The 22,488-nt window shown below is 64.5% G+C and carries 22 protein-coding genes; 11 read left to right on the plus strand and 11 right to left on the minus strand.

Translation table 11 applies throughout. The annotated features are described in order from the left end of the window. Positions 1 to 8: 8 nt before the first annotated feature. Together htpX and QPK31_RS02940 are read right to left on the minus strand one after the other, a co-directional pair. Positions 9 to 887: a protease HtpX gene (htpX, locus tag QPK31_RS02935; RefSeq protein WP_290421449.1), complete on the minus strand. Its 879-nt coding sequence runs from the start codon at positions 885 to 887 to the stop codon at positions 9 to 11. Between the two features lie 253 nt (positions 888 to 1,140). After that, positions 1,141 to 1,974: a 3',5'-nucleoside bisphosphate phosphatase gene (locus tag QPK31_RS02940; protein ID WP_290421450.1), complete on the minus strand. Its 834-nt coding sequence runs from the start codon at positions 1,972 to 1,974 to the stop codon at positions 1,141 to 1,143. A 121-nt stretch (positions 1,975 to 2,095) separates the two neighbouring features. Between QPK31_RS02940 and QPK31_RS02945 the strand changes: the two genes are divergently transcribed. Beyond that, positions 2,096 to 2,497 (plus strand): GFA family protein, encoded by a 402-nt coding sequence (locus QPK31_RS02945; protein ID WP_290421451.1) that lies wholly within the window; start codon positions 2,096 to 2,098, stop codon positions 2,495 to 2,497. A 394-nt stretch (positions 2,498 to 2,891) separates the two neighbouring features. On the opposite strand, the gene QPK31_RS02950 is transcribed toward QPK31_RS02945, so the two are convergent. Further along, positions 2,892 to 3,770: an alpha/beta fold hydrolase gene (locus QPK31_RS02950; RefSeq protein WP_290421452.1), complete on the minus strand. Its 879-nt coding sequence runs from the start codon at positions 3,768 to 3,770 to the stop codon at positions 2,892 to 2,894. A 182-nt stretch (positions 3,771 to 3,952) separates the two neighbouring features. On the opposite strand from QPK31_RS02950, the gene QPK31_RS02955 reads away from it, so the two are divergent. From QPK31_RS02955 to QPK31_RS02965, 3 genes are read left to right on the plus strand one after another with little or no spacing between them, the layout of a single operon-like run. Beyond that, entirely contained in the window at positions 3,953 to 4,477 is a 525-nt protein-coding gene (locus QPK31_RS02955; protein WP_290421453.1) for a gamma carbonic anhydrase family protein, read from the plus strand. A 3-nt stretch (positions 4,478 to 4,480) separates the two neighbouring features. Continuing rightward, on the plus strand, positions 4,481 to 5,437 hold the full coding sequence (gene hslO, locus QPK31_RS02960; protein ID WP_290421454.1) for an Hsp33 family molecular chaperone HslO: 957 nt from the start codon (positions 4,481 to 4,483) through the stop codon (positions 5,435 to 5,437). Positions 5,438 to 5,453: 16 nt separating this feature from the next. Next, positions 5,454 to 5,882: a thioesterase family protein gene (locus QPK31_RS02965; RefSeq protein ID WP_290421455.1), complete on the plus strand. Its 429-nt coding sequence runs from the start codon at positions 5,454 to 5,456 to the stop codon at positions 5,880 to 5,882. 51 nt (positions 5,883 to 5,933) lie between these two features. Here QPK31_RS02965 and QPK31_RS02970 read toward each other — a convergent pair whose 3' ends face one another. Both QPK31_RS02970 and QPK31_RS02975 read right to left on the minus strand, forming a co-directional pair. Then, positions 5,934 to 6,560: a hypothetical protein gene (locus QPK31_RS02970; protein WP_290421456.1), complete on the minus strand. Its 627-nt coding sequence runs from the start codon at positions 6,558 to 6,560 to the stop codon at positions 5,934 to 5,936. 262 nt (positions 6,561 to 6,822) lie between these two features. Beyond that, a complete protein-coding gene (locus QPK31_RS02975) occupies positions 6,823 to 7,125 on the minus strand; it encodes a hypothetical protein (protein ID WP_290421457.1) in 303 nt (100 codons plus the stop codon). Positions 7,126 to 7,306: 181 nt separating this feature from the next. On the opposite strand from QPK31_RS02975, the gene QPK31_RS02980 reads away from it, so the two are divergent. From QPK31_RS02980 to QPK31_RS02990, 3 genes are all read left to right on the plus strand, one after another. Then, on the plus strand, positions 7,307 to 7,813 hold the full coding sequence (locus QPK31_RS02980) for a Dps family protein (protein WP_290421458.1): 507 nt from the start codon (positions 7,307 to 7,309) through the stop codon (positions 7,811 to 7,813). 313 nt (positions 7,814 to 8,126) lie between these two features. Further along, entirely contained in the window at positions 8,127 to 9,533 is a 1,407-nt protein-coding gene (locus QPK31_RS02985) for a hypothetical protein (protein ID WP_290421459.1), read from the plus strand. 26 nt (positions 9,534 to 9,559) lie between these two features. Beyond that, positions 9,560 to 10,477 carry a hypothetical protein gene (locus QPK31_RS02990; protein ID WP_290421460.1) on the plus strand — a complete coding sequence of 306 codons (918 nt, stop codon included), beginning with the start codon at positions 9,560 to 9,562 and terminating at the stop codon, positions 10,475 to 10,477. A 16-nt stretch (positions 10,478 to 10,493) separates the two neighbouring features. Here QPK31_RS02990 and QPK31_RS02995 read toward each other — a convergent pair whose 3' ends face one another. The 6 genes from QPK31_RS02995 to QPK31_RS03020 form a co-directional block, all read right to left on the minus strand. Further along, complete coding sequence (locus tag QPK31_RS02995) at positions 10,494 to 10,898, minus strand: DUF3224 domain-containing protein (RefSeq protein ID WP_290421461.1); 405 nt, start codon at positions 10,896 to 10,898, stop codon at positions 10,494 to 10,496. 53 nt (positions 10,899 to 10,951) lie between these two features. Next, positions 10,952 to 11,212, minus strand: coding sequence for a hypothetical protein (locus tag QPK31_RS03000; protein WP_290421462.1), 261 nt, complete (start codon positions 11,210 to 11,212; stop codon positions 10,952 to 10,954). Position 11,213: 1 nt separating this feature from the next. Beyond that, positions 11,214 to 11,576 (minus strand): cell division protein FtsB, encoded by a 363-nt coding sequence (gene ftsB / locus QPK31_RS03005; protein ID WP_290421463.1) that lies wholly within the window; start codon positions 11,574 to 11,576, stop codon positions 11,214 to 11,216. 58 nt (positions 11,577 to 11,634) lie between these two features. Further along, positions 11,635 to 12,918 (minus strand): phosphopyruvate hydratase, encoded by a 1,284-nt coding sequence (gene eno, locus QPK31_RS03010; RefSeq protein ID WP_290421464.1) that lies wholly within the window; start codon positions 12,916 to 12,918, stop codon positions 11,635 to 11,637. Between the two features lie 106 nt (positions 12,919 to 13,024). Continuing rightward, a complete protein-coding gene (kdsA, locus tag QPK31_RS03015; protein ID WP_290421465.1) occupies positions 13,025 to 13,882 on the minus strand; it encodes a 3-deoxy-8-phosphooctulonate synthase in 858 nt (285 codons plus the stop codon). Continuing rightward, entirely contained in the window at positions 13,879 to 15,564 is a 1,686-nt protein-coding gene (locus QPK31_RS03020) for a CTP synthase (protein ID WP_290421466.1), read from the minus strand. Before QPK31_RS03020 ends, kdsA begins: the two co-directional genes overlap by 4 nt. Before the next feature lie 262 nt (positions 15,565 to 15,826). Between QPK31_RS03020 and QPK31_RS03025 the strand changes: the two genes are divergently transcribed. The 4 genes from QPK31_RS03025 (at position 15,827) to QPK31_RS03040 (ending at position 22,414) form a co-directional block, all read left to right on the plus strand. Further along, positions 15,827 to 17,518, plus strand: coding sequence for a methyl-accepting chemotaxis protein (locus QPK31_RS03025; protein WP_290421467.1), 1,692 nt, complete (start codon positions 15,827 to 15,829; stop codon positions 17,516 to 17,518). A 371-nt stretch (positions 17,519 to 17,889) separates the two neighbouring features. Beyond that, entirely contained in the window at positions 17,890 to 19,146 is a 1,257-nt protein-coding gene (locus QPK31_RS03030; protein ID WP_290421468.1) for a YaiO family outer membrane beta-barrel protein, read from the plus strand. Next, the gene (locus QPK31_RS03035; protein WP_290421469.1) at positions 19,140 to 21,476 is read left to right on the plus strand and encodes an LTA synthase family protein; all 2,337 of its coding nucleotides are present in this window, start codon (positions 19,140 to 19,142) and stop codon (positions 21,474 to 21,476) included. The genes QPK31_RS03030 and QPK31_RS03035 overlap by 7 nt, the downstream gene beginning before the upstream one ends. Beyond that, positions 21,473 to 22,414: a hypothetical protein gene (locus QPK31_RS03040; protein ID WP_290421470.1), complete on the plus strand. Its 942-nt coding sequence runs from the start codon at positions 21,473 to 21,475 to the stop codon at positions 22,412 to 22,414. Before QPK31_RS03035 ends, QPK31_RS03040 begins: the two co-directional genes overlap by 4 nt. Positions 22,415 to 22,488 lie beyond the last annotated feature (74 nt).

Consider the following 22,488-nt stretch of genomic DNA (forward strand, 5'->3'; position numbering starts at 1 on the left):
CTGTCTGATTAACGGATGGCCTGGAGCGCGGCGATGCGCTCTTCCATCGGCGGGTGGGTCGAGAACAGCGCGCCCCAGCCGCCACCGCCGCCCGAAATGCCCGAGGCGTTCAGCGACGACGGCAAGGCACCCGGCTGCAGGCCGCCTAGGCGCGCCAGCGCATGCTGCATCGGCACCGTGCTGCCCAGGAGTTTAGCCGAGCCCGCGTCGGCGCGGAATTCGCGCTGGCGCGAGAACCAGGCGACGATGATCGAAGCCACCAGGCCGAACACGATTTCGCACACGAACACAGTGACCATGTAGCCGATGCCGGGGCCGCGGTCGTCGTTCCCGCGCAGCAGGACCTTGTCGACAAAGAAGCCGACCACGCGCGCCAGGAACACGACGAAGGTGTTGACCACGCCCTGGATCAGGGTCAGCGTGACCATGTCGCCGTTCGCGATGTGGGCGACTTCGTGGCCGAGCACGGCCTCGACTTCGTCCTGGGTCATGCCTTGCAGCAGGCCGGTGGAGACGGCGACCAGGGCGGAATTTTTAAAGGCGCCGGTGGCAAAGGCGTTCGGTTCGCCGTCGTAGACCGCCACTTCCGGCATGCCGATGCCGGCGCGCTCGGACAGCTTGCGCACGGTGTTCACCAGCCACTGCTCGGTGGCGTTTTGCGGCTGGTCGATGACGCGCGCGCCGGTCGACCACTTGGCCATCGGTTTGCTCAGCAGCAGGGAAATGATCGAGCCGGTGAAACCGACCACCAGCGAGAAGACAGCCAGGGCGCCGACATTGATGCCCTCGGCGGTCACCGCGCGTCCGACACCCAGCAGGTTCAGGACAACGGTAAGCACCAGCACAACCGCGAGGTTGGTGGCGAGGAACAAGACGATGCGCTTCATGGGTACAGCCTCCGGCGGAAATGACATTAACAGGCTGCCAAGATAGGGCTGAGTGCCGGGAAATTCAAGGGCGGGGGCTTATGGGGGGCTTAAGGCATATGCCGCGGGGCATGGAGACTGACAGCGTGGGCACGGGGCGCCCACCCTACTTCGTTAAGGCCAACAAAGTGTGCGATCGTAGGGTGGGCGCTCCTGTGCCCACGCGTTCAACCAGCGCATGCATCGCTGTAAGGAATTCTAGCTGGTCATGGCTTCAGAACCAGTCGTGCCAGACCGGGGTGACATTGGCCGGCAGCGGCGGCAAGGCGTCGAATTCGACGCGCGCTTCGCCGGGGGCATGGAAGTCGGTGCCGCGCGAGGCGAGGAAGCCGTAGCGGCGCGCCACCTCGGCGTACACGGCGTACTGGTCGGGCGTGTGGCTGCCGGTGACGACTTCGATGGCGTTGCCGCCGAGCTGGCGGAACTCGTCGAACAGCACGCCTTCGGCCGTGCTGTCGAACCTGTAGCGGCCCGGGTGGGCGATCACGGGAATGCCGCCGGCGCCCTTGATCCAGCCCATGGCCTGGTCGAGCGCGGCCCAGCGGTGCGGCACGTAGCCCGGCTTGCCTTCGCTGAGGAACTTGCGGAAGACCTCGGGCGTGCTGCTGCAGCGCCCGGTCTCGACGATGTAGCGCGCGAAATGGGTGCGCGACAGCAGGTCGGGGTTGCCGACGTATTTCAGGGCGCCTTCGTAGGCATCGGGAATGCCGGCCTGCTCCAGCTGGGCGGCGATCTCGCGTCCGCGCGCGTCGCGGCCCTGGCGCGTGGCGGCCAGGCCGGCCAGCAGATCGGGATTGTCTTCGTCGACGTGCAGGCCGACCAGGTGCACGGTCTGGTTGGCCCAGGTGACCGAGATTTCGACGCCGGGTACGAAGCGCATGCCGAGTTCGTCCGCCTTGGCGCGCGCTGCCTTGATGCCGCCGACTTCGTCGTGGTCGGTCAGCGCCCAGGCATCGACCCCGCCCTTGCGCGCATAGGCGGCCACGGCGGCCGGCGCGAGGACGCCGTCGGAAACGTTGGAATGGCAGTGCAGGTCGACTTTCAGCATGGATGCGGTGCGTGTGCGGATACTGGACGGAGCGGACATTGTACGCCGCAATGCGCCAGCTGTGCGGGGCGGCTGGGCGGTGCTAGAGTTGTTGTTTTCTTCTTGAACTTGGGCGGCGGGGATGAAGACGTATCGGGGGAGTTGTCATTGCGGGGCGGTGCGGTATGAGGCGGACTTCGACCTGGCTGCGACGGGGACGGTGAAGTGTAATTGTTCGATTTGTACAAAGATGCGGTTCTGGGCGGTGCAGGTGGGGGCGTCAGCGTTTCGATTGGTGCAGGGGAAGGAAGCGCTGGGGGAGTACCGGTTTGGGGCGCACAGGGATGGGCATTGCTTTTGCCGGGTGTGTGGGGTGAATGTGTTTTCGACGGGAGAGTCGGTGTTGCGCGGGCCGTTTGTTGCGGTGACGGTGGCCAGTTTGGATGATTTCGAGGTGGAGGAACTGGTTTCGGCGCCGGTCAGGTATATCGATGGGGCCAATGATAATTGGGGGACGGCGCCGGTGGAGACGCGGCATTTGTGACATGCGGGTGGACGTGGGGGAATGCATGCGGACGTGGGGCTGTTGCCTGCTCTGTTATTGGTACGTTGAATCCGCGTGGGCACGGAGTGCCCACCGTACGGGACACGTTGCGTATCCGCGTTTCGAATGATCTCGCTGTTGGCGGTGATGGTTTTTGTGTGAGCTCGCTGTTGGCGGTGACGGTTTTGTGTGAGCTCGCTGTTGGCGGCGATGGTTTTTGTGTGAGCTCGCTGTTGGCGGTGATAGTTTTTGTGTGAGCTCGCTGTTGGCGGTGATGGTTTGTATGAACTCGCCGATGTCGGTGACCGTACGGTGGGCACCCTGTGCCCACGCGGATCATGCACACCGATAACGGCACAGGCAACAGCCCCACGTCCCCGCGCACACCACCCGTTCAACGCCCCAGAAACGCCTCGATCAGGCGCGCCAGGACCCGCGGCTGGTCGTGGTGCACCATGTGCCCCGCCTCCGGCACGATATGCGCCTCCACCGATGCCATGTGCGCGAGGCGGCTGTCCACCTCGGCGCGCATCCCGTCCTGCGGACCCATCCAGCGCCACATGTCCGTTTCGGCCGCCTCGATCCACAGCACCGGCGCGCTGATCTTCTTCCAGATCGCAACCATCTCGTCCAGGTGGTACAAGAGCGGCCCGCTCATCTTGTGCGCCGGGTCGCCCAGGATCTCGTACTCCCCCGCCTCGTTGCGCGCCGACCAGTGCTCGGCCAGGAAAGCGGCGCGGTCCTCGGGCAGGCGCGGGTTGGTTTTCTTCAGCCGCGCCGCCACCTCCTCCAGGCTGGCATAGCCGCGCATGACCGGCGGCGTCTTGAGTTCGTCGAGCCAGCGCGCCATGCGCTTCGGCGCCTGCTCGGGCACGCTGCCCTGCAAGCCGATGCCTTCCAGGTTGATCAGCTTCGCCACCCGCTGCGGTCGCACGCCCGCATACAGGCTGACCGCGTTGCCGCCCATGCTGTGGCCAAGCAGGTTCACCGGTTCGTTTGGCGCGTAATGGTCGAGCAGGAAGTCGAGGTCGGCCACGTAGTCGGGGAACCAGTAGGTGTCGGTCCCGGTCCGCTCGGTCAGGCCGAAACCGCGCCAGTCGTGGGCGATGACGTGCCAGTCGCCTTCCAGGCAATCGACGATGAACTGGAACGAGGCAGACATGTCCATCCAGCCATGTGCCATGAAGATCTTCGGCGCGCCTTCGCGGCCCCAGTGGCGCACGTGGGTGCGCAGGCCGCGCACAGTGAGGAATTCGGAACGGGATGGTGTCATGAGGTCGGCTCGCCAGTCAAAAATAGTACGGTCGTTCGGATCAATCGTCCGATTATACGCATGCAGTTGAATTCCTGTCTGCCATCCCCATTTGGTGGGCTGATCGAAAGATTGGACTGATCGGACGATGGCGGGCGCGAGGGCGTAAAATAGCGCTACTACAACCCTTCCGCGAGCAATCCATGGCGATTTACCAGCTGGGCGAGCATGCGCCCGAGATCGACCCGTCGGCGTTTGTTGCCGACACGGCCAACCTGATCGGCAAAGTCACGCTCGAGGCGAATACCTCGGTGTGGTACGGCGTGACGATCCGCGGCGACAACGAGCGGATCACGATCGGCGAAAACAGCAACGTGCAGGAAGGCACGGTGATGCACACCGACATGGGCTACCCGCTCACGCTCGGCAAGGGCGTGACCGTCGGCCACCAGGCCATGCTGCATGGCTGCACGGTCGGCGACGGCTCGCTGATCGGCATCCAGGCCGTGATCCTGAACGGCGCCAGGATCGGCAAGGGATGCCTCGTCGGTGCCGGCGCGCTGGTTACCGAGGGCAAGGAATTTCCCGACAACTCGCTCATCATCGGTGCGCCTGCGAAGGCGGTACGCACCCTCACGGAAGAAGACCTGCTGCGCCTGCAGGCCAATGCCGCCAGTTACGTGGCGCGCGGCCAATTGTTCAAGGCGCAGCTCAAGCAAATCGGATAGACAATGACGACAACGGATACCAAAGACACCCTGCAGAAATTCATCTTCGACAACGCCGCCGTGCGCGGCGAGCTGGTCGAGATTTCCGACACCTGGCGCGAGATCCAGGCCCGCCACGGCTACCCGAAAGCCGTGCGTTCCCTGCTGGGCGAAATGGTAGCCGCAGCCGCCCTGCTCTCGGCCAACCTGAAGTTCAACGGCTCGATCGTGATGCAGATCCACGGCGACGGCCCGGTGCGCCTGCTGGTGGTCGAGTGCGACGCCGAGCTGCGCATCCGCGCCACGGCGAAACTGGCGCCGGACGCCGACGTGGCGGACGACGCCACCCTGCGCCAGCTGCTCAACGCCAACGGCCAGGGCCGCTTCGTGATCACCCTCGATCCGCTCGACAAGGTGCCGGGCCAGCAGCCTTACCAGGGCATCGTGCCGCTCGACGGCGAAAGCATGGCGACCGTCATCGAAAACTACATGTTGCGTTCCGAGCAGATGGACACGCGCCTGTGGCTGGCGGCCGACGACAAGGTCTCGCGCGGCCTGCTGCTGCAAAAGCTGCCGCGCCACACCGGCAAGGACGACCAGGTGAAACAGGCCAGCGAAGAGGAAGACCTGGAAACCTGGAACCGCGCCGTCATGCTGGCCAGCACCCTGAAGGGGGAAGAACTGCTGAGCACCGGCATCGAAACCCTGCTGAACCGCCTGTTCTGGGAAGAAACGATCCGCGTGTTCGACCCGCAGCACCCGCAGTTCCACTGCTCCTGCACCCGCGAAAAGGTGGGCAACATGCTGAAGATGCTGGGCAAGCCGGAAGTCGACGCGGCGCTGGCCGACCTGGGCGAACTGGGCATCAACTGCGATTTCTGCGGCAAGCACTATGCCTTCGACAAGGTCGACTGCGCGCAATTGTTCGCTACACCAATCACGGCCGACGCCACCGCGCCTGCCGACGAAACGAAGCACTGATCAAGGACCCTGGACGATGCGCGACACGCCCCGCTCTGCCTTTCCCCACATCGTCGCCCTGCCGACGCGCTGGATGGACAACGACAGCTACGGGCATGTCAACAACGTCAACTACTACAGCTTCTTCGACACCGCGGTCAATCGCTACCTGATCGACCGCGGCGTGCTCGACATCCACAAGGACGAGGTCGTCGGCTTCGTCGTCGAGACCGGTTGTTCCTACTTCAGTTCCATTTCCTTCCCCGACCTCATCCACGTCGGCGTGCGCGTGAGCAAACTGGGGAATGCCAGCGTGCGCTACGAGATCGCGCTGTACCGCAACGACGAGCCGCTGCCGGCTGCTGCCGGACATTTCGTGCATGTGTACGTGCACCGGCCGAGCGGCAAGTCGGTGCCGATTCCGGAACGGACGCGCGCAGTGCTGCAGGCATTGCTGAACGGCTGAGCGGATTTCCGTTCAGTCGTGCGGCTCAGTCGTGCGGCTCAGTCCTCCTGCTCAGTCCTGCTGATAGTCATCCGCCAGTACATCGTCCGCGCGCCGCAAGCCACGGCCGCGCCGCTCGAATTTTGGCTCGATAAATTGCTGCGCACCCTTGACGATGGCTTGCGCGGTTTCCAGCGTTTGCGCCATGGCAGCCGCCACTTCGCGCATGGCGCCCACAGGTGATTCGGGAGGCGGCTTGCCAGCCTCCAGTTCGCGCCGCAGGACAGACGCCAGCTTCCAGCGCGCATCGCTGGGCCGGCGTACCCATAGTTCACGCCAGGCATTGCGCGGTTCGCCCATCACCGCCAGCACGAACTGGCGCGGCGACACCTGCCTGGCGCCATACATCAGCACATCCTGGCTGACCTCGGCGTAGTGATAGCGTCCTTCGTGATAAACGCGCAGTTCGCTGCCATGCCCCAGAAACAGGCATTTCCACTGGTAGCCGCCTGGCCTGCGATGGGAGGCGCCGGGATCGCGGGCGACCTCTCCCGCTTCGCGCGCGGCAATCCATTCGCGCACAGCAGACGCCAAGGCTTCGTCCGGCGATAAACTACTTCCAGAGCGCTCTAGATAAACGGCAAGCTCGCGCAGAGCAGCGGTGGCCCGTACCTCCGGCCCTCTTTCAACGTGTCTCATCTGGCGTTCTCATTTGTTCTCATCGGTTCTCGTTTGACCTCTGCCATTTTGACAAGTTCAGATAGAGAATGAATGAGACAAAATGAGAACGCTGAATGAGACGCTTTGGGAGAGGGCCTGTCTAGAGCCTCCCCCACCTCGTCTCTGTTGAAAGAAGAACTGGCTCCGCTGCAATTTGCTCCGCCGGATTTGCTCCGCTGCACTGCTTCACTGCCAGACCTTGGCTGGACGCAAGCAAGCGATGCAACGCGGGTGGGGCGATTCAACGCAGGTGCGCAATCTCCACCGACCCGTCCTCGTCGAAGATCGGCGACGTCTTCGCCAGGCGTACGGCATCGTTGAAATCGTTCGCGCCGATCACGCAATAGCCCGACATGGCGCTGCTGCTGATCTTCGGGCCGAGCAGCCGGGTCGGCACCTCGACGCTGCCCTGGCTCAGGGCCCCGCGGTCCAGCAGCGCCCTGCCCAGCGAATCGAACCAGGACTCCCACTGCAATGGATCGTGCTGCCGGCCTTCGGCTTCCCCGACGGTCGATCCCCGAAAAACGATCAGAAACTTGTCCATGCCGGCCCCTCACAGGTTGACGTGACCTGAACTGTAGCACCGGCCCGGCAGCGGCGACGCACCGCACCGGAAAGGCAAGCCTTATCGTGCCGCAGGATTTTCCGGCCGGTGCTAAGCTGTGCATTGTTAATAGTGCTACAACTTTTAACAAGCACTATCACCTCACTACAGGAGAACCGCAATGCACATGGATACCGGCATCAGCACCGAAGACCGCGCCAAAATGGTCGAATCGCTCTCGAAGGTACTGGCAGACGCCTACATGCTCTACCTGAAGACCCACAACTTCCACTGGAACGTGACCGGCCCGCTGTTCTCGAGCCTGCACGTGATGTTCGAAGAGCAGTACACCGAGCAATGGAACGCACTCGACGAGATCGCCGAGCGCATCCGCGCCCTGGGCCACTTCGCCCCGGCCACCTACAAGCGCTACGCCGAGCTGTCGAGCATCACCGAAGAGCCGGAAGTGCTCTCGTCCAAGGAAATGATCCGCCAGCTGGTGGACGGCAACGAAATCCTGATCCGCACCCTGCGCGCAGGCGTGAAGGTCGCTGACGAACTCGACGATTACCCGACCGCCGACATGCTGACCACCCGCATGGAAGTGCATGAGAAAAACGCCTGGATGCTGCGCTCCTTCCTGGAGCAAGGCGCCGGCGCGCAACAAGGCGACGCGTCGTCGGATTAAACATTCGAAACAAGCAAGCCAATGCATGGCGCATCGATCCTGGTCGATGCGCCTTGCCTCCTTACCCTCCCCGCATCAGCCCCTCCCCGCAGTTCACCTTCCGTGGCTGGAAATCGTTGTATAAAAGCGAATGGCATGCCGCCGATAAAGGTTAAAGTTATACTTTGGCATCAATCGCAAGGCGCAGCCCGGCCTGACGATCAAGCGTTTTCCCAGCCGCGAACAAGTTGAAGAACAGAGCGACATGCTCCATGTGCCTTGCCACATGCGGGCATGACCAGGTTGTCGTGCAATGCCTCACAAAGGATGAGCGATGCGCCTCAAGTTCACCTACATCGAAGCTGCGCCGGTGTCCTCACCGTACGGCGGCTTACAGGAAGATGTCCGCCAATTCTTCCAGAGCGTCAAGAACCGAGCGAAAACTACCGCCGAAGAGGGCGACGCCTTGCTGGAACGGGCACTGCCTCATCTTGCAAGCTACAGCCATCTCGATCCGCTGAACGCCGAGGACCTGCGAAAATTCCAGGGCGCGCGCGACCCGCATGGACAGCCCGTTTCGGCTGGCCAGGCGATCCACAATACCTTGCACGAGTACGAGCAGCGCTACATGAACAGTGGGCTCGGCGGCAAGCCGGGCGGCAAATCGGCGCTCCAGATCCTGCTGACCGAATTCGAAGCGCGCTTCGGTTACCGCAAGATCCGGATCGCTCCCCTTGGCGGCGAGGTCTACGGCATCTCCTGCGAAACGAGCGCGGGGCCATTGCTATCGTTCGGCACCTTGTATGTTGCCGACAGCCGCTTCGTGGATGCGGGCGTCCGGGATACCGGTCTGCGGGCAGGGGTCTACGTCGACCGCGACGCTCCCGAGGGCCGGCACTATATCAAGCTGCCCGACGGCAGTTTCGTGAAGCGTTTCGTCATGCGCGGCCTGAGCGCCTACGACGCCATGCGTTTGTGGGCGTATCAATCCCTGACCCCGACCTACAACGATCCGGGCATCGTCGACCAGGTGGAAAAACGCGCCGACCGCCATGGCACGGCCGTCCGCGATCTCGACCTGGGCGAACAGGTGCTGTCCCATACGCGCGGCTGGAAAAAACGCTTCATTTCCACCGGCACCAGCGAGCGCAGCGTGTATTCCACGCGCGGCACGCAGTTCAAGAGCCTGTACGGAGCTGCCGTCATCGACTTGGCCAAACTGGTCAACCAGCACAGCATCGTCGATGTGCATCAGCCCGCGGTGGCGGCCAGGCATCTGGGGAATCCGGAAGACCTTCTCACCCACGGTACCGAACGCACGGACACGGGCCTGACCGATATCGAAAAACAGCAATACATGGGCCTGCGCGACGTCGTACGCACGCGCGAACTGCTGATCCATGGCGATATCGATCATGCCGCGGTACGCGCCTGGCGTGGCTCTGCGAACCTGATCGGCCTGAGTGCGGATACGGGGAGTAACAAGGTAAAGATGCGCACCTGGTTCGATACCAATCTTTCCTGTCTGAGTCCGGCAATCACGTCGCACGAAATCCACGACTTTCGCGACATGGCGACCAACAGATTCTGGATTTTCATGGCGTTCCAGCATGACGCCGCGGCCGAGGTCTTCTCCAAGACAAGGCAACCTGCCCATCCCGCCGGAGGCAAGCTGCCGGATTTCGTGCAGGTAAAGCGCTTCGGCGGGTTCAGCCCGCGCGAACCCGAACGCGGCGGCTAGTACCACATAGACAAGAGGACATGCGCGTGTATTCGATCATGATCTGGAACGCCCAACACTTCGACCACCAGGAAAGCGCGCTGTCGAGTGCCTACAAGGACAAAAAGCAGTTTCTCGACTATTACATTGCACAAAGAAAACCCGGAATCCTTGCCCTGTTTGAAGCAGGCAAAACCGGCACGATCAACGAGAGCCTGGTCAGCGACCTGGCGTCCACCTATTCGTTGATCGCATGCCTGGAACAGGAAGGCGGAAAGAAAAAACACACGACGCTCGGCTCCCTGGTATTGGTCCGAAAAGACATTGCCGACCAGTTCGACAACGTCACGGATCGCTACATACTATCCGACAGCGAGCAACGTGCACCACTCATCATCCGGCATACGGAGAGCACTTTCGGCTTTGCCTTTTACCACGCCAACTCTTCCTACAAAGCCAGCGCGAATATCGTCGACACCATCGGTTTTATTAACGAGAACGCCGACAATCTCGGCATCAAGAGCTTGCTGTTCTTTGGCGGCGACATGAATGTGGAAGGCCAGGCCGGGGCATCCACCATCCACGGCATGAACAAGTTGCTGCCGAGCGGCGGCGGTTATACGCACAGTAGCAGCTACAACGTCACGCTCGAGCACGCCGGCAATGAATTGAGGGACTTGCAGGAGCGCGGTAACTATCTGCTATATACACCACAGCAGTACCTCAGGGAAGAATACATGCTCGCCCAAGGGATCGAACAATGCGAGATAGCGCCAGTCCTGCGCCTGCTCGACTATGCCTACGTGCGCCACCATGAGCACTGGAGAGCCGGATGCGAAGGCGGCGTGATCCTGGACAACAACTGGTATGGCAAGACCATCGGAATGCGCCGGGTATGCCTGGGTCAGCCGATCCGCAGCGACCACTTTCCTGTTTTGTTCACCTTGAATGCCACGCTTGGCTAAGCGTGAAACAAGCCTGTCAGAGATCCGGCAGCTCGTAATCGAACTCGTAGAAATGCTGGCGCTCCTCGATCCGGATGCGCATCGTGCCGGCAATCCCCGCCAGCTCGCCCGTCCCCGAATCCGGCACCACGCTGATCGCCAGCGCCTGCTGGCCGCGCGCCATGGTGCCGCTGTGCTGGACCACGAAGCTGCCCGTGCGCCCCTGCAGGGTGCCGCTCACGCGCTCGATGGCCACGTAGCCGGCCGAGCCTTCGGTGGTCGTCATCGCCGACAGCATCTCGCCCACGCCGCTGCCTTCCAGCGCGCCGTGGTAACGCTTGTCGATGGCCATGCGCCCGGTCGTGACATCGTCGCGCACCTCGGGCTGGCCTTGCGGAGAAACGGTGACGTCGAACGGTCCTGCGGCATGTTGCTGGCTCATGATGCCCTCACCTTTCCAAAGAAGAGATAAGGAACATTCTAGGCCAAAAAAGCTCAACCGGGCGAATGCAGATCGATGACTTTCATGACCGCGAGCGTGGTCTCGAGGTCGAGTTCGCCGGATGCGAACGCGGCGCGCAATGCGGCTTGCGGCACACCGGCAGCGGCGGCCAGGTGGGCGGTACCGTCGGCGCGCGCGGCCAACGCCAGCGCGTCGAGCAGCAAGGCGGCGTCGCCGCTCTCGAACGCCGCGGCCAGGTAAGCCGACAGGCCTTCGAGCGACGCCAGGTCGGCGGGAAGCGGTTGCGTATGCATGTTAGTGGGTCACCGGCGGCGTGGCGTGCCCGCCCTTGACCTTCGGTGGCGGCGGTGGCGGCGGCACGGTCATCGATTCGACCGGCTTTTCGTTATGGCGCAGCACCTGCACGAAGATCTCGTTCTGCTTGATCATGCCCAGCTCCAGGCGCGCGCGTTCTTCCACGGCGCCCAGGCCTTCGCGCAGGTCGCGCACTTCGGAATCGAGCTTGGCATTGCGGGCCTTGCGCCCGTCGAGCTGAGCCTGGGCCACGGCCACCTGGTCGCGCAGGTCGGACACGGCCAGCATGCCGCCCTTCCCCAGCCACAGCGGGTACTGGATCAGCAACAGCAAGGCGGCAAGGGCAAGCGAAATCAGGCGCATGATGGGAATATAAAACGCCAGCCGGTCGCGATGACCGGCCGGCGGAGTCGCTACAGAATTACTTCAGGTTGTAGAAGGCATCGCGGCCAGGATAGCTGGCAACGTCGCCCAGGTCTTCCTCGATGCGCAGCAGCTGGTTGTACTTGGCCATGCGGTCCGAACGCGACATCGAGCCGGTCTTGATCTGCAGGGCGTTCAAACCAACGGCGATGTCGGCGATGGTCGAATCCTCGGTCTCGCCCGAACGGTGCGAGATCACGGCGGTGTAGCCGGCGCGCTTGGCCATCTCGATGGCGGCGAAGGTCTCGGTCAGGGTGCCGATCTGGTTGATCTTGATGAGGATCGAATTGGCGATGCCCTTCGAGATGCCCTCTTTCAGGATCTTGGTGTTGGTGACGAACAAATCGTCGCCGACCAGCTGCACCTTCTTGCCCAGGGCTTGCGTCAGGATCCCCCAGCCTTCCCAGTCGCCTTCGTGCATCGCGTCCTCGATCGAGATGATCGGGTACTTGTCGACCCAGGTCGCGAGCATGTTGGTGAAGTCGGTCGACGACAGGGTCAGGCCCTCGCCTTCCAGATGGTACTTGCCATCCTTGTAGAACTCGCTGGCCGCGCAATCGAGGCCGATGGCGATGTCGGTGCCGGCCTGGTAGCCAGCCTGCTCGATCGCTTCCATGATCAGCTTGATCGCTTCTTCGTGGCTCGCCACGTTCGGCGCGAAGCCGCCTTCGTCACCGACGGAAGTGGCCAGGCCTTTCGCGTGCAGGATTTTCTTCAGGGTGTGGAACACCTCGGCGCCGTAGCGGATGGCTTCCTTGAAGCTTGGTGCGCCGACCGGGATGATCATGAATTCCTGGATGTCCAGGTTGTTGTCGGCGTGGGCGCCGCCGTTGATGACGTTCATCATCGGCACCGGCATCTGCATTGCGCCCGAACCGCCGAAGTAGCGGTACAGCGGCAGGCCCGCTTCTTCGGCGGCGGCTTTCGCCACGGCCATCGACACGGCCAGCATCGCGTTCGCGCCCAGGCGGCTCTTGTTCTCGGTGCCGTCCAGGTCGATCAGGGTGCGGTCCAGGAAAGCCTGTTCGTTGGCGTCCAGGCCCATGATGGCTTCGCTGATCTCGGTATTGATGTTCTCGCAGGCTTGCAGCACGCCCTTGCCGAAGTAACGCTTCGGATCGCCGTCGCGCAGTTCGATCGCTTCGCGCGAACCGGTCGATGCGCCCGACGGCACGGCGGCACGGCCCATCACGCCCGATTCGAGCAGCACGTCGCATTCGACGGTCGGATTGCCGCGCGAGTCGATGATCTCGCGGCCGATAATATCAACGATAGCACTCATGTTTCAGTCTCCGGAAAGTAAGAAAATCGTCTCGCAGATGCAAGTCGAGGCGCCTCAGGGGCGCCTCGACTGCAAGCATCTTTCACTAAATACTAATCACTCAGGCTCAAGCCTTGAAGCTGTTCTCGAGGAAGCCGGTACGCTTCACCACGCGGTCGATCTCGACCAGGGTGGTCAGCAGTTCCTTCATGCGGCCCAGCGGCACGGCGTTCGGACCGTCGGACAAGGCATTCGCCGGGTCCGGGTGGGTTTCCATGAACAGGCCGGCCACGCCGGCGGCAACCGCCGCGCGCGACAGGACCGGCACGTGCTCGCGCTGGCCGCCCGACGAGGTGCCCTGGCCGCCCGGCAGCTGCACCGAGTGGGTGGCGTCGAACACGATCGGGCAGTTCGATTCGCGCATGATGGCGAGCGAACGCATGTCGGATACCAGGTTGTTGTAGCCGAACGAGGCGCCGCGTTCGCAGGCCATGAAGTTATCTTCCGGCAGGCCGGCTTCGCGTGCGGCCGCGCGCGCCTTGTCGATCACGTTCTTCATGTCGCCCGGGGCCAGGAACTGGCCCTTCTTGATGTTCACCGGCTTGCCGGAACGGGCGCAGGCGTTGATGAAGTCGGTCTGGCGGCACAGGAAGGCCGGGGTCTGCAGCACGTCGACGATGCTCGCCACTTCGGGGATCATCTCTTCGTCGTGCACGTCGGTGAGCACCGGCACGCCGAGCGTCTTGCGCACGTCGGCCAGGATCTCCAGGCCCTTTTCGCGGCCCGGGCCGCGGAAGGATTTGCCCGACGAGCGGTTCGCCTTGTCGAACGACGATTTATAGATGAAAGGGATGCCGAGGGCTTCGGTCATTTCCTTCAGGGCGCCGGCGGTGTCCATCGCCATCTGGCGCGATTCGATCACGCAGGTACCGGCGATCAGGAAGATCGGATGTTCCTGGCCTACTTCGAAACCGCAAAGTTTCATGCTGCATCTCCTTGCAATGCTGGCGTGTTCGCCGCGACCTTCTCGTTGCCGGCCTGGTGCGCCAGGGCCGCCTGGATGAAGGAGGTGAACAGCGGATGGCCGCTGCGCGGGGTCGACTTGAATTCAGGGTGGAACTGTACGCCCATGTACCACGGGTGCGAATTGTCACCTTCGCGCGGCAGTTCCATGATCTCGCACAGGTCTTCGTTCGGGGTACGCGCCGCCACCACGAGGCCGGCCGCTTCCACCTTCGGCAGGTAGTGGTTGTTGGCTTCGTAGCGGTGACGGTGACGCTCGGTGACGACGCTGCCGTAGATTTCGGCGGCCAGCGTGCCCGGCTTCACCGCGCAGGTCTGGGCGCCCAGGCGCATGGTACCACCGAGGTCCGAGTTCTCGTCGCGCTGCTCGACCTTGCCGTCGTGGTTCTGCCATTCGTTGATCAGGGCGACGACCGGCTGGTCGGTTTCCAGGTCGAACTCGGTGGAGTTCGCGTTCGGCAGGTTGGCCATGTGGCGCGCGTATTCGATCAGGGCCACCTGCATGCCCAGGCAGATGCCGAGGTAAGGGATCTTCTGTTCGCGGGCATAGCGCGCGGCCATGATCTTGCCTTCCACGCCGCGCTTGCCGAAGCCGCCCGGCACCAGGATGGCGTCGTACTTGGCCAGGCCGTCGCAGCCTTTGGTTTCGATTTCTTCCGAATCCAGGTACTCGATGTTGACGCGGCTTTCGGTGTGGATGCCGGCGTGGCGCAGTGCTTCGGTCAGCGACTTGTACGATTCGGTCAGGTCGACGTACTTGCCGACCATGCCGATCGTGACTTCGTGCTTCGGGTTTTCCAGCGTGTGGATCAGCTTGGTCCACATCGACAGGTCGGCCTTCGGCGCTTCCAGGCCCAGGGCTTCCAGGATGATGTCGTCCAGGCCCTGGTCGTTCAGCACCTGCGGCACCTTGTAGATGGTGTCCACGTCCCACACGGAGATGACGGCCTGCTCTTCGACGTTGGCGAACAGCGAGATCTTGGCGCGCTCGTCGTCCGGGATGCGGCGGTCGGCACGGCACAGCAGCGCGTTCGGCGAAATGCCGATCTCGCGCAGCTTCTGCACGCTGTGCTGGGTCGGCTTGGTTTTCAGTTCGCCGGCCGAGGCGATGTAAGGAACGAGCGTCAGGTGCACGAAGGCGGCGCCCTTGCGGCCCGAGCGCAGCGACAGCTGGCGCGCCGCTTCCAGGAAGGGCAGCGATTCGATGTCGCCGACGGTGCCGCCGATTTCGACCAGCGCCACATCGACGCCTTCGGCGCCGCGGCGGATATAGTCCTGGATTTCGTTGGTGATGTGCGGGATCACCTGCACGGTCTTGCCGAGGTACTCGCCGCGGCGTTCCTTGCGGATCACCGATTCGTAGATCTGGCCGGTGGTGAAGTTGTTCACCTTTTTCATGCGGGTGCTGATGAAGCGCTCGTAGTGACCGAGGTCGAGGTCGGTCTCGGCGCCGTCGTCGGTGACGAAGACTTCACCGTGCTGCATCGGGCTCATCGTGCCCGGATCCACGTTGATGTAGGGATCGAGCTTGAGCATGGTGACTTTGAGGCCGCGCGATTCGAGGATCGCGGCAAGGGAAGCGGCCGCGATCCCTTTACCCAGGGAGGACACGACGCCGCCAGTGACGAATACAAATTTGGTCATTGTGCTGAAGGTGCCGAACGGCACGCGCGGGAAATTGAAATTATACCTTAAACACGCAAATACTTCTTCATATCAAGCTGGCAAGGACCACGGCCGTCCTGTTTGCGGGGCTGCTGTTGGCAGTTACACAAACACTTGTTATGTATTGACAACAAGTGTCTGGAAAGCGACATGTTGGTGCAGCTTAAACGCGAAAGAAACAAACATTTCCATAAATCAAGCTACGATATTCCGATCCTTCACTTGTATAGGCAAGAATGTCATGGGCTTCCTGAAACACCTGAATATCGGCAAACGCCTGGCCATCGGCTTTGCCCTGACCCTGGCGATGGCGGTCCTGATCGCCTCGGCCGGCGTCTGGCGCCTGCAGCGCGTGGCCGCCGACACGCAAACCATTCTGGCGCAGCCGCTGGCAAAGGAGCGCATGATTACCGAGTGGTACACGCAGATCTTCTCGGCCGTGCGCCGCACCGCCGCCATCGTCAAGAGCAGCGACCCGGCCCTCGGCCCCTACTTCAAGGAAGACGCGGCGCTCAGCGCCAAGGTGTCGGCCGAACTGGTCGCCCAGATCGAACCGCTGATCGCCGGCCGCGAGGAAACCGCCCTGTTCGCGAAGATCGGCGAGCAGCGCAAGCTGTACAGCAAGGCGCGCGACAGCGCGGTCAAGGCCAAGGCCGAGGGCGACCAGGAACTGGCAACGAAGATCCTCGACGAATCGTTCACGCCCACCGCCAGGGCCTACCAGGAATCGGTGCAGCAACTGGTCGCCATGCAGCAGGCCCACATCACCCGCATGGCTCAGGAAATCGACGCCACCGCCCGCTTCGGCACCACCCTGATCGCGGCGCTGACGGCGTGCTCGGTGCTGCTCGGCGCGCTGGCGTCCTGGCTGCTGGCGCGCGGCATCGTGGGGCCGATCCGCCAGGCCGTGGAACTGGCCGAAACCGTGGCCGGCGGCGACCTGACGCGCCGCATCGAATCCGACGCGCGCGACGAAACCGGCGCCCTGCTGCGCGCCCTGCGCCACATGAACGACAGCCTGGTGACCATCGTCAGCCAGGTGCGCAGCGGCACCGAGACGATTTCCGGCGCCTCGGGCGAAATCGCCGCCGGCAACCTGGATCTCTCGGCCCGTACCGAGCAGCAGGCGTCGGCCCTGGAGCAGACCGCCGCCTCGATGGAAGAACTGACCGGCACCGTGCGCCAGAACGCGGACAATGCGCGCCAGGCCAACCAGCTGGCGATCACCGCCTCGAACGTGGCCGTGGACGGCGGCGCCGTGGTGAGCCAGGTGATCACCACCATGGGCTCGATCAACGCCTCCTCGCGCAAGATCGTCGACATCATCGGCGTGATCGACGGGATTGCCTTCCAGACGAACATCCTGGCCCTGAATGCGGCCGTGGAAGCGGCGCGTGCCGGCGAACAGGGGCGCGGCTTCGCGGTCGTGGCGTCGGAAGTTCGCACGCTGGCCCAGCGCTCGGCGGCGGCGGCCAAGGAGATCAAGGCCCTGATCGGCGACTCGGTCGCGAAGGTCGACGCCGGCGCCAAACTGGTCGACCAGGCCGGCGCGACCATGGAGCAGGTGGTGGACTCGATCCGCCGCGTGACCGACATCATGGCCGAGATCACCCATGCGAGCGCGGAACAGACCGGCGGCATCGAGCAGGTGAACGCGGCCATCGGCCAGATGGACGAGGCGACCCAGCAGAACGCGGCCCTGGTCGAGGAATCGGCCGCGGCGGCGGGGGCGATGCAGGAGCAGGCGGCGAAGCTGGCGGAGGCGGTGGGTGTGTTCAGGGTGGAGGGGCGTGCGGTGGCTGCAGCGCCGGCGCCGGCACGTGCGCTGGTGCCCGCAAAGCCCGTCGCGCGCGCGGCACAGCCGAAAGCGGCAACGCCTGTCGTGAAACCTGCGCGTACCGCTACCGCCACCGAAGAGTGGGAAGAGTTCTAAGGTAGGGTGGACGGGTTCCCCGTCCACGCGTCGATCGTTAGCGCCTCTCGTTCCGGCTCGACGATCTTGCCACCATCATCAATGAGGTAGGGTGGGCGCCCCTGTGCCCACGCGGTAAACGCACGCGTCATCGGGGCTGTTGCCTGCCCCGCTATCGGTCCGCATGATCCGCGTGGGCACGGAGTGCCCACCGTACGGGAAGCGATCCGGACCCGCGGCACGGAAGCCCGGAAACGATCTGGACTCGCGGCACGGAAACCCGGAGACGATCCGGACTTACGGTGACAAACGCCGTTCGACAACCGTGCACGTCTTGACGCTCCCTACCCGCTCGGGCAGAGTTGCGCCAACGTACGCTTCCCCTGCATCCCATGCCCATCGATTTCCAGCCGCCCCCACCCGCCACCGAACACCTCCAGCCCGCCGCCAACGCCTCCTTCGACGAGCAGTACGAGCAGGCCCGCGCCCTGGCCAACAGCGGCCAGCCGGCCCTGGCGGTCGCCGCCTACAACGCCCTGCTCACCCGCTCGCCCGGCAACGTCGACGTCCTGCTCGGCCGCGGCATCGCCTACACGCGCCTGGACCGCTGGGCCGAGGCCCAGGCCGACCTGGAAGCGGCAGCGAAAGCCTCGCCCGACTACGCCGACGTCTGGCTTGCACTCGGCAACCTGCACCAGTGGCACGACCAGCCCGAACCGGCGATTGCCGCCTACAGCCGCCTGATCGACCTGCGTCCGAACGACCCGGCAAGCTGGCTGGCCCGCGCCCGCGCCTACCGCGCCGCCGGCAAGCTGGCCGAAGCCCGCGCCGACCTGGCGCAGGCACGCACAGCCGGCGGCAACGCAGCCGAGATCGACGCCTTCGACGCCGCGCTCACCCCTGCCCTCGCCGCCGCCGTCACGCCCCAGCCGCGCGCCGGCAACCCGGAAGCGGCGCTGGCCGCCGGCTATACCTGGGCCGCCAGCCTGTCCGGCAGCTGGACCGATGTGGGAAGCGGCCCGCGCTGGAACGACCAGACCGCGAGCGTGCGCCACTACATGCAACGCGGCTCGATCGGCTTCGAGACCCTGCGCGCGCACCGCTTCGACCAGACCGGCTATGCCTGGGCGCTCGATGCCTACACCGACTTGTGGCGCGGCGCCTACGCCAACCTGCGCTACCAGCGCGCCCCGTCCGGCCGCCTGTTCCCGGAAAATGCGGGCCGCATCGAGATCTGGCAGTCGCTCGGCAGCGGCTGGGAAGCCTCGCTCAGCGACGACGTGCTCGGCTTCGATTCGCGCGTGAACATCTACGGCGTCAGCCTCGCCAAGTACGTCGGCAACTGGTACGTCCAGCTGCGCCACCAGAACATCGTCTCCGACGGTTCGCACAGCAGCGGCGACCGCCTGCTGGCGCGTTATTACTATGCCGGCGACGCCGACAGCTACGTCGAAGCCACGGCGAACCGCGGCCGCAGCGACGACCCGCTGTCGCTGGCCGGCGGCCGCGCGCGTTCCGGCGGCGGCAGCCTGACCTGGATCCGCTACTGGTCGCGCGACTGGGGCAGCAAGGTCGGCGTGAATGTTTCGCGCGACGGGAATGACGCGCGCGAACGCGGCCTCTCCTTCGGGCTGTACCGCCGGTGGTAAGCCTGCGTCCTTCCGTGTTCGAGCGCCTGGGGCGGGCACTCGCCTTTCCGCTGGCGGCAATGCCGGCACTGGTGGCGGCCTGGTTCTGCCTGCGCATCGCCGAAGCCGTCCACGCCAGCGGCGCCGGCGTCGCGCAATCGAGCCTGTTCGGCGCGGGCCTGGGCAACGACCTGCTGTCGCTCGGTCGCTTCGCCTTCGTGTTCCTGGTGGGCGCGCTGCCGCTGGCCTTCATTCCTTCACAGCGCTGGCGCACGGCGGCGCTCGGCCTGCTGTGGAGCGTGCTGCTGCTGGCGCATGCGGCGCTGCTGCAATACCACTGGGTATCGGGCGTGCCGCTCGGGGCCGACCTGTTTGCCTATTCGGCGAGCGAAGTCGGGGCCACCGTCGCCGGCGGCTGGACCCTGAGTCCGATGCTGGGCGTGGCCGTGATGGCGGCGCTGGCCAGCCTGTGGGCGCTGCTGTCGATGAGCGTGCGCGACTGGTGGTTCCGTCCCGGCGCCCGTGCCGGCTACGCCGCCCTCGCCGTGAGCCTGTGCGCCTTTGCCCTGCTGCCGCAGCGCTTCGCGCCGGCCGTGGCGCGCACCGATGCCGACGTCGACTACCTGCTGAACAAGACCGCCTTCTTCGTCGACAGCAACCTGGCGCGCCTGCATGGCGCCGGCGCCGCCGCGCCGCGCACGGAGGCGCAGACACCCTGGTCCGGCCAGGACCCGCGCTACCCCTTCGTCCACGTCGACCGCACGCCCGATACCCTCGGCCCCTTGATGAACACGCGTCCCGGCGCGCCGCCGCCCAAACTCGTCTTCATCATCGTCGAAGGCCTGGGCCGCAGCTTCTCCGGACCGAACGCGCGCCTGGGCAGCTTCACGCCCTTCCTCGACGAGCTGGCCGGCCGCAGCCTGTACTTCGAGAACTTCGTGGCCGGCCAGGGCCGCACCTTCGGCGTGCTGACCACGGTCTTCGGTTCGCTTCCCTTCGGCGAGAACGGCCTGGCGGCGCTGGGCGACAAGCTGCCGCGCCACGCCTCGCTGCTGTCGATCCTGAAGAGCCAGGACTACCGGCTGCGCTTTTATTCCGGCTCGAACCTCGAGTTCGACAACGAAGGCATCTTCCTGCGCCGCCAGGGCGTCGACAGCCTGGTCAGCGAAAAGGACTTCGGCCCGCCCTACGCGCGCAGCAACGACTGGGGCTATGCCGACCGCGACCTGATGGAAGTGGCATCCGAGCGCGAAGCCAGGGCCCCGGCCGGCCCGGCGGTGACCATCGTCCAGACCACCAGCATGCACAGCCCCTTCACCTTCCCCGGCAAGGAGGCCTGGCTGCGCCGCGTCGACGAGCGCATGGCCGGGCTGAAGCTGCCCGATTCCCCGGTCTACCGGAACGGCCGCGACATCTTCGCCAGCATCCTGTACACCGACGACGCCTTGCGCCTGTTCTTCGAGCGCGCCGCCAAGCTGCCGGACTACGGGAACACCATCTTCATCATCACCGGCGACCACCGCCTGCCCGAGCTGCCGATGGACACGCGCATCGAGCGCTACCACGTGCCGCTGATCGTGTATTCGCCGATGCTGAAGGCGCCGCTGTCGGTGAAGGCGATCTCCTCGCAGTTCGACATCGCGCCCTCGCTGCTGGCCTACCTGGCCAACAACCACGGCCTGAAGACGCCGAAAGAGGTGACCTGGATCGGCACCGGCCTCGATACCGAGCCGTCGTTCCGCAACCTGCACGTGATTCCGCTGAAGCAGACCAAGACCGAGATGAGCGACTTCGTCTCCGGCACCGCCTACCTGGCGCAGGGCCGGCTCTACACGGTCGGCGACGGCATGCAGCTCGATCCGAATACCGACGCCGGCGCCCTGGCGCGCGCCCAGGCCCAGTTCCGCGACTTCCTGGAAGCGAACGGCACCGCCGGACGCAGCACGGCATTGCTGCCGCAGGGCGATGCACGCCTGGCCGGCTACGGCGGCGAACGCACCCTGCGCGGCACCGCGCTGGCGGCCAACGCCGGCGACCTCGGCGTGGGCAAGCTGCGGCGCATCGCCGACACGAAGGAGGTGGCATTCGAAGCCACCTTCACCAATCACGGCGTCGACACCTCGCCCGCGTTCGTGCCGCTCTTGGTCGTCGCCAACGAACACGGGCTGGAACTGAACGAAACCGCCGCGCCGGTACGCACGCTGGCGCCGGGCGAGACCGTGACGATCGTCCTGCGTCCGGATGTGCGCAAGGTGGCGCCGGGCAGCTATTTCGTGTCGGTCCTGCCCTCGCATCCGGACACCGGCCGTCCGCTCGGCGTCGGCCAATACCACGTGGAGACCCGCCTGTGACACGCTCGTTTGCAAGCCGTTGGTTTGCCGCCCTGCTGCTGGGCCTTGCCGCGCTGGGGGCGCACGCCGCCGAGCGCATCGGCCCGCGAGCCATCTGGACCTGGGAAGAAGATTCGTACGCGATGCTGGACGACCCGGCCGCCGCCGGCCGCGCCATCGACTTCCTGAAGTCGAAGTCGATCGACACCGTGTTCCTGTATGCCGACGCGTTTGACGGACGCAACCTGATCGTGAGCCAGCCCCAGGCGTACCGGCGTTTGATCCGGCGCCTGCACGCCTCCGGCATGAAGGCCTACGCCCTGCTCGGCTCGGGCTACCTGCACACCGAACGCTACGTGCTGCCCCGGCACCGCCAGGAAGCCCTGGCCATGCTGCAGCGCGTCCTCGACTACAACAAGGCCGCCGCACCCGAGGAACGTTTCGACGGCATCAACGTCGACATCGAACCGCACATCCTCGACGAATGGTCGACCCGCAAGATGGCGCTGCTGGGCGAATTCATCGCGCTGTCGGACGCGCTGATGGCGGCCAAGCGCGCATCCGGCCAGACCCTGCCGCTGGGGCCGGCAATTCCCTTCTGGCTCGACGGCATGCGCCTCGAGTACAAGGGGCAAACGAAACCGGTGAGCCAGCACGTGCAGGACATCTACGACTACGTGGCGCTGATGGACTACCGCGACCATGCGGATGGCGGCGACGGCATCGTCAGCCACGCGCTGGACGAGCTGCGGTACGCCGAACGCATCGACCGCCGCGTGCTGATCGGCGTGGAGACGCTGCCGAACGCGATCAGGAAGGTCTCCTTCCACCACCTGAAGGAAGCCGACATGGAGCGCGAGCTGAACGCGACGGCGCAAAGCGTGGGCGCGATGCAGCCTTTCGGCGGCTTCGTGATCCACCATTACGGGTCGTATCGGAGGTGGCTGGGGCTGGACTGAAGAGCGCACCGGGCGCCATGATGAATCGATTGTTTTATTTTAGGAAACTGCTAGACTTGTCATTTTCTTAACTC

Source organism: Massilia sp. YIM B02769 (assembly GCF_030411995.1).
GTDB lineage: Bacteria > Pseudomonadota > Gammaproteobacteria > Burkholderiales > Burkholderiaceae_D > Telluria.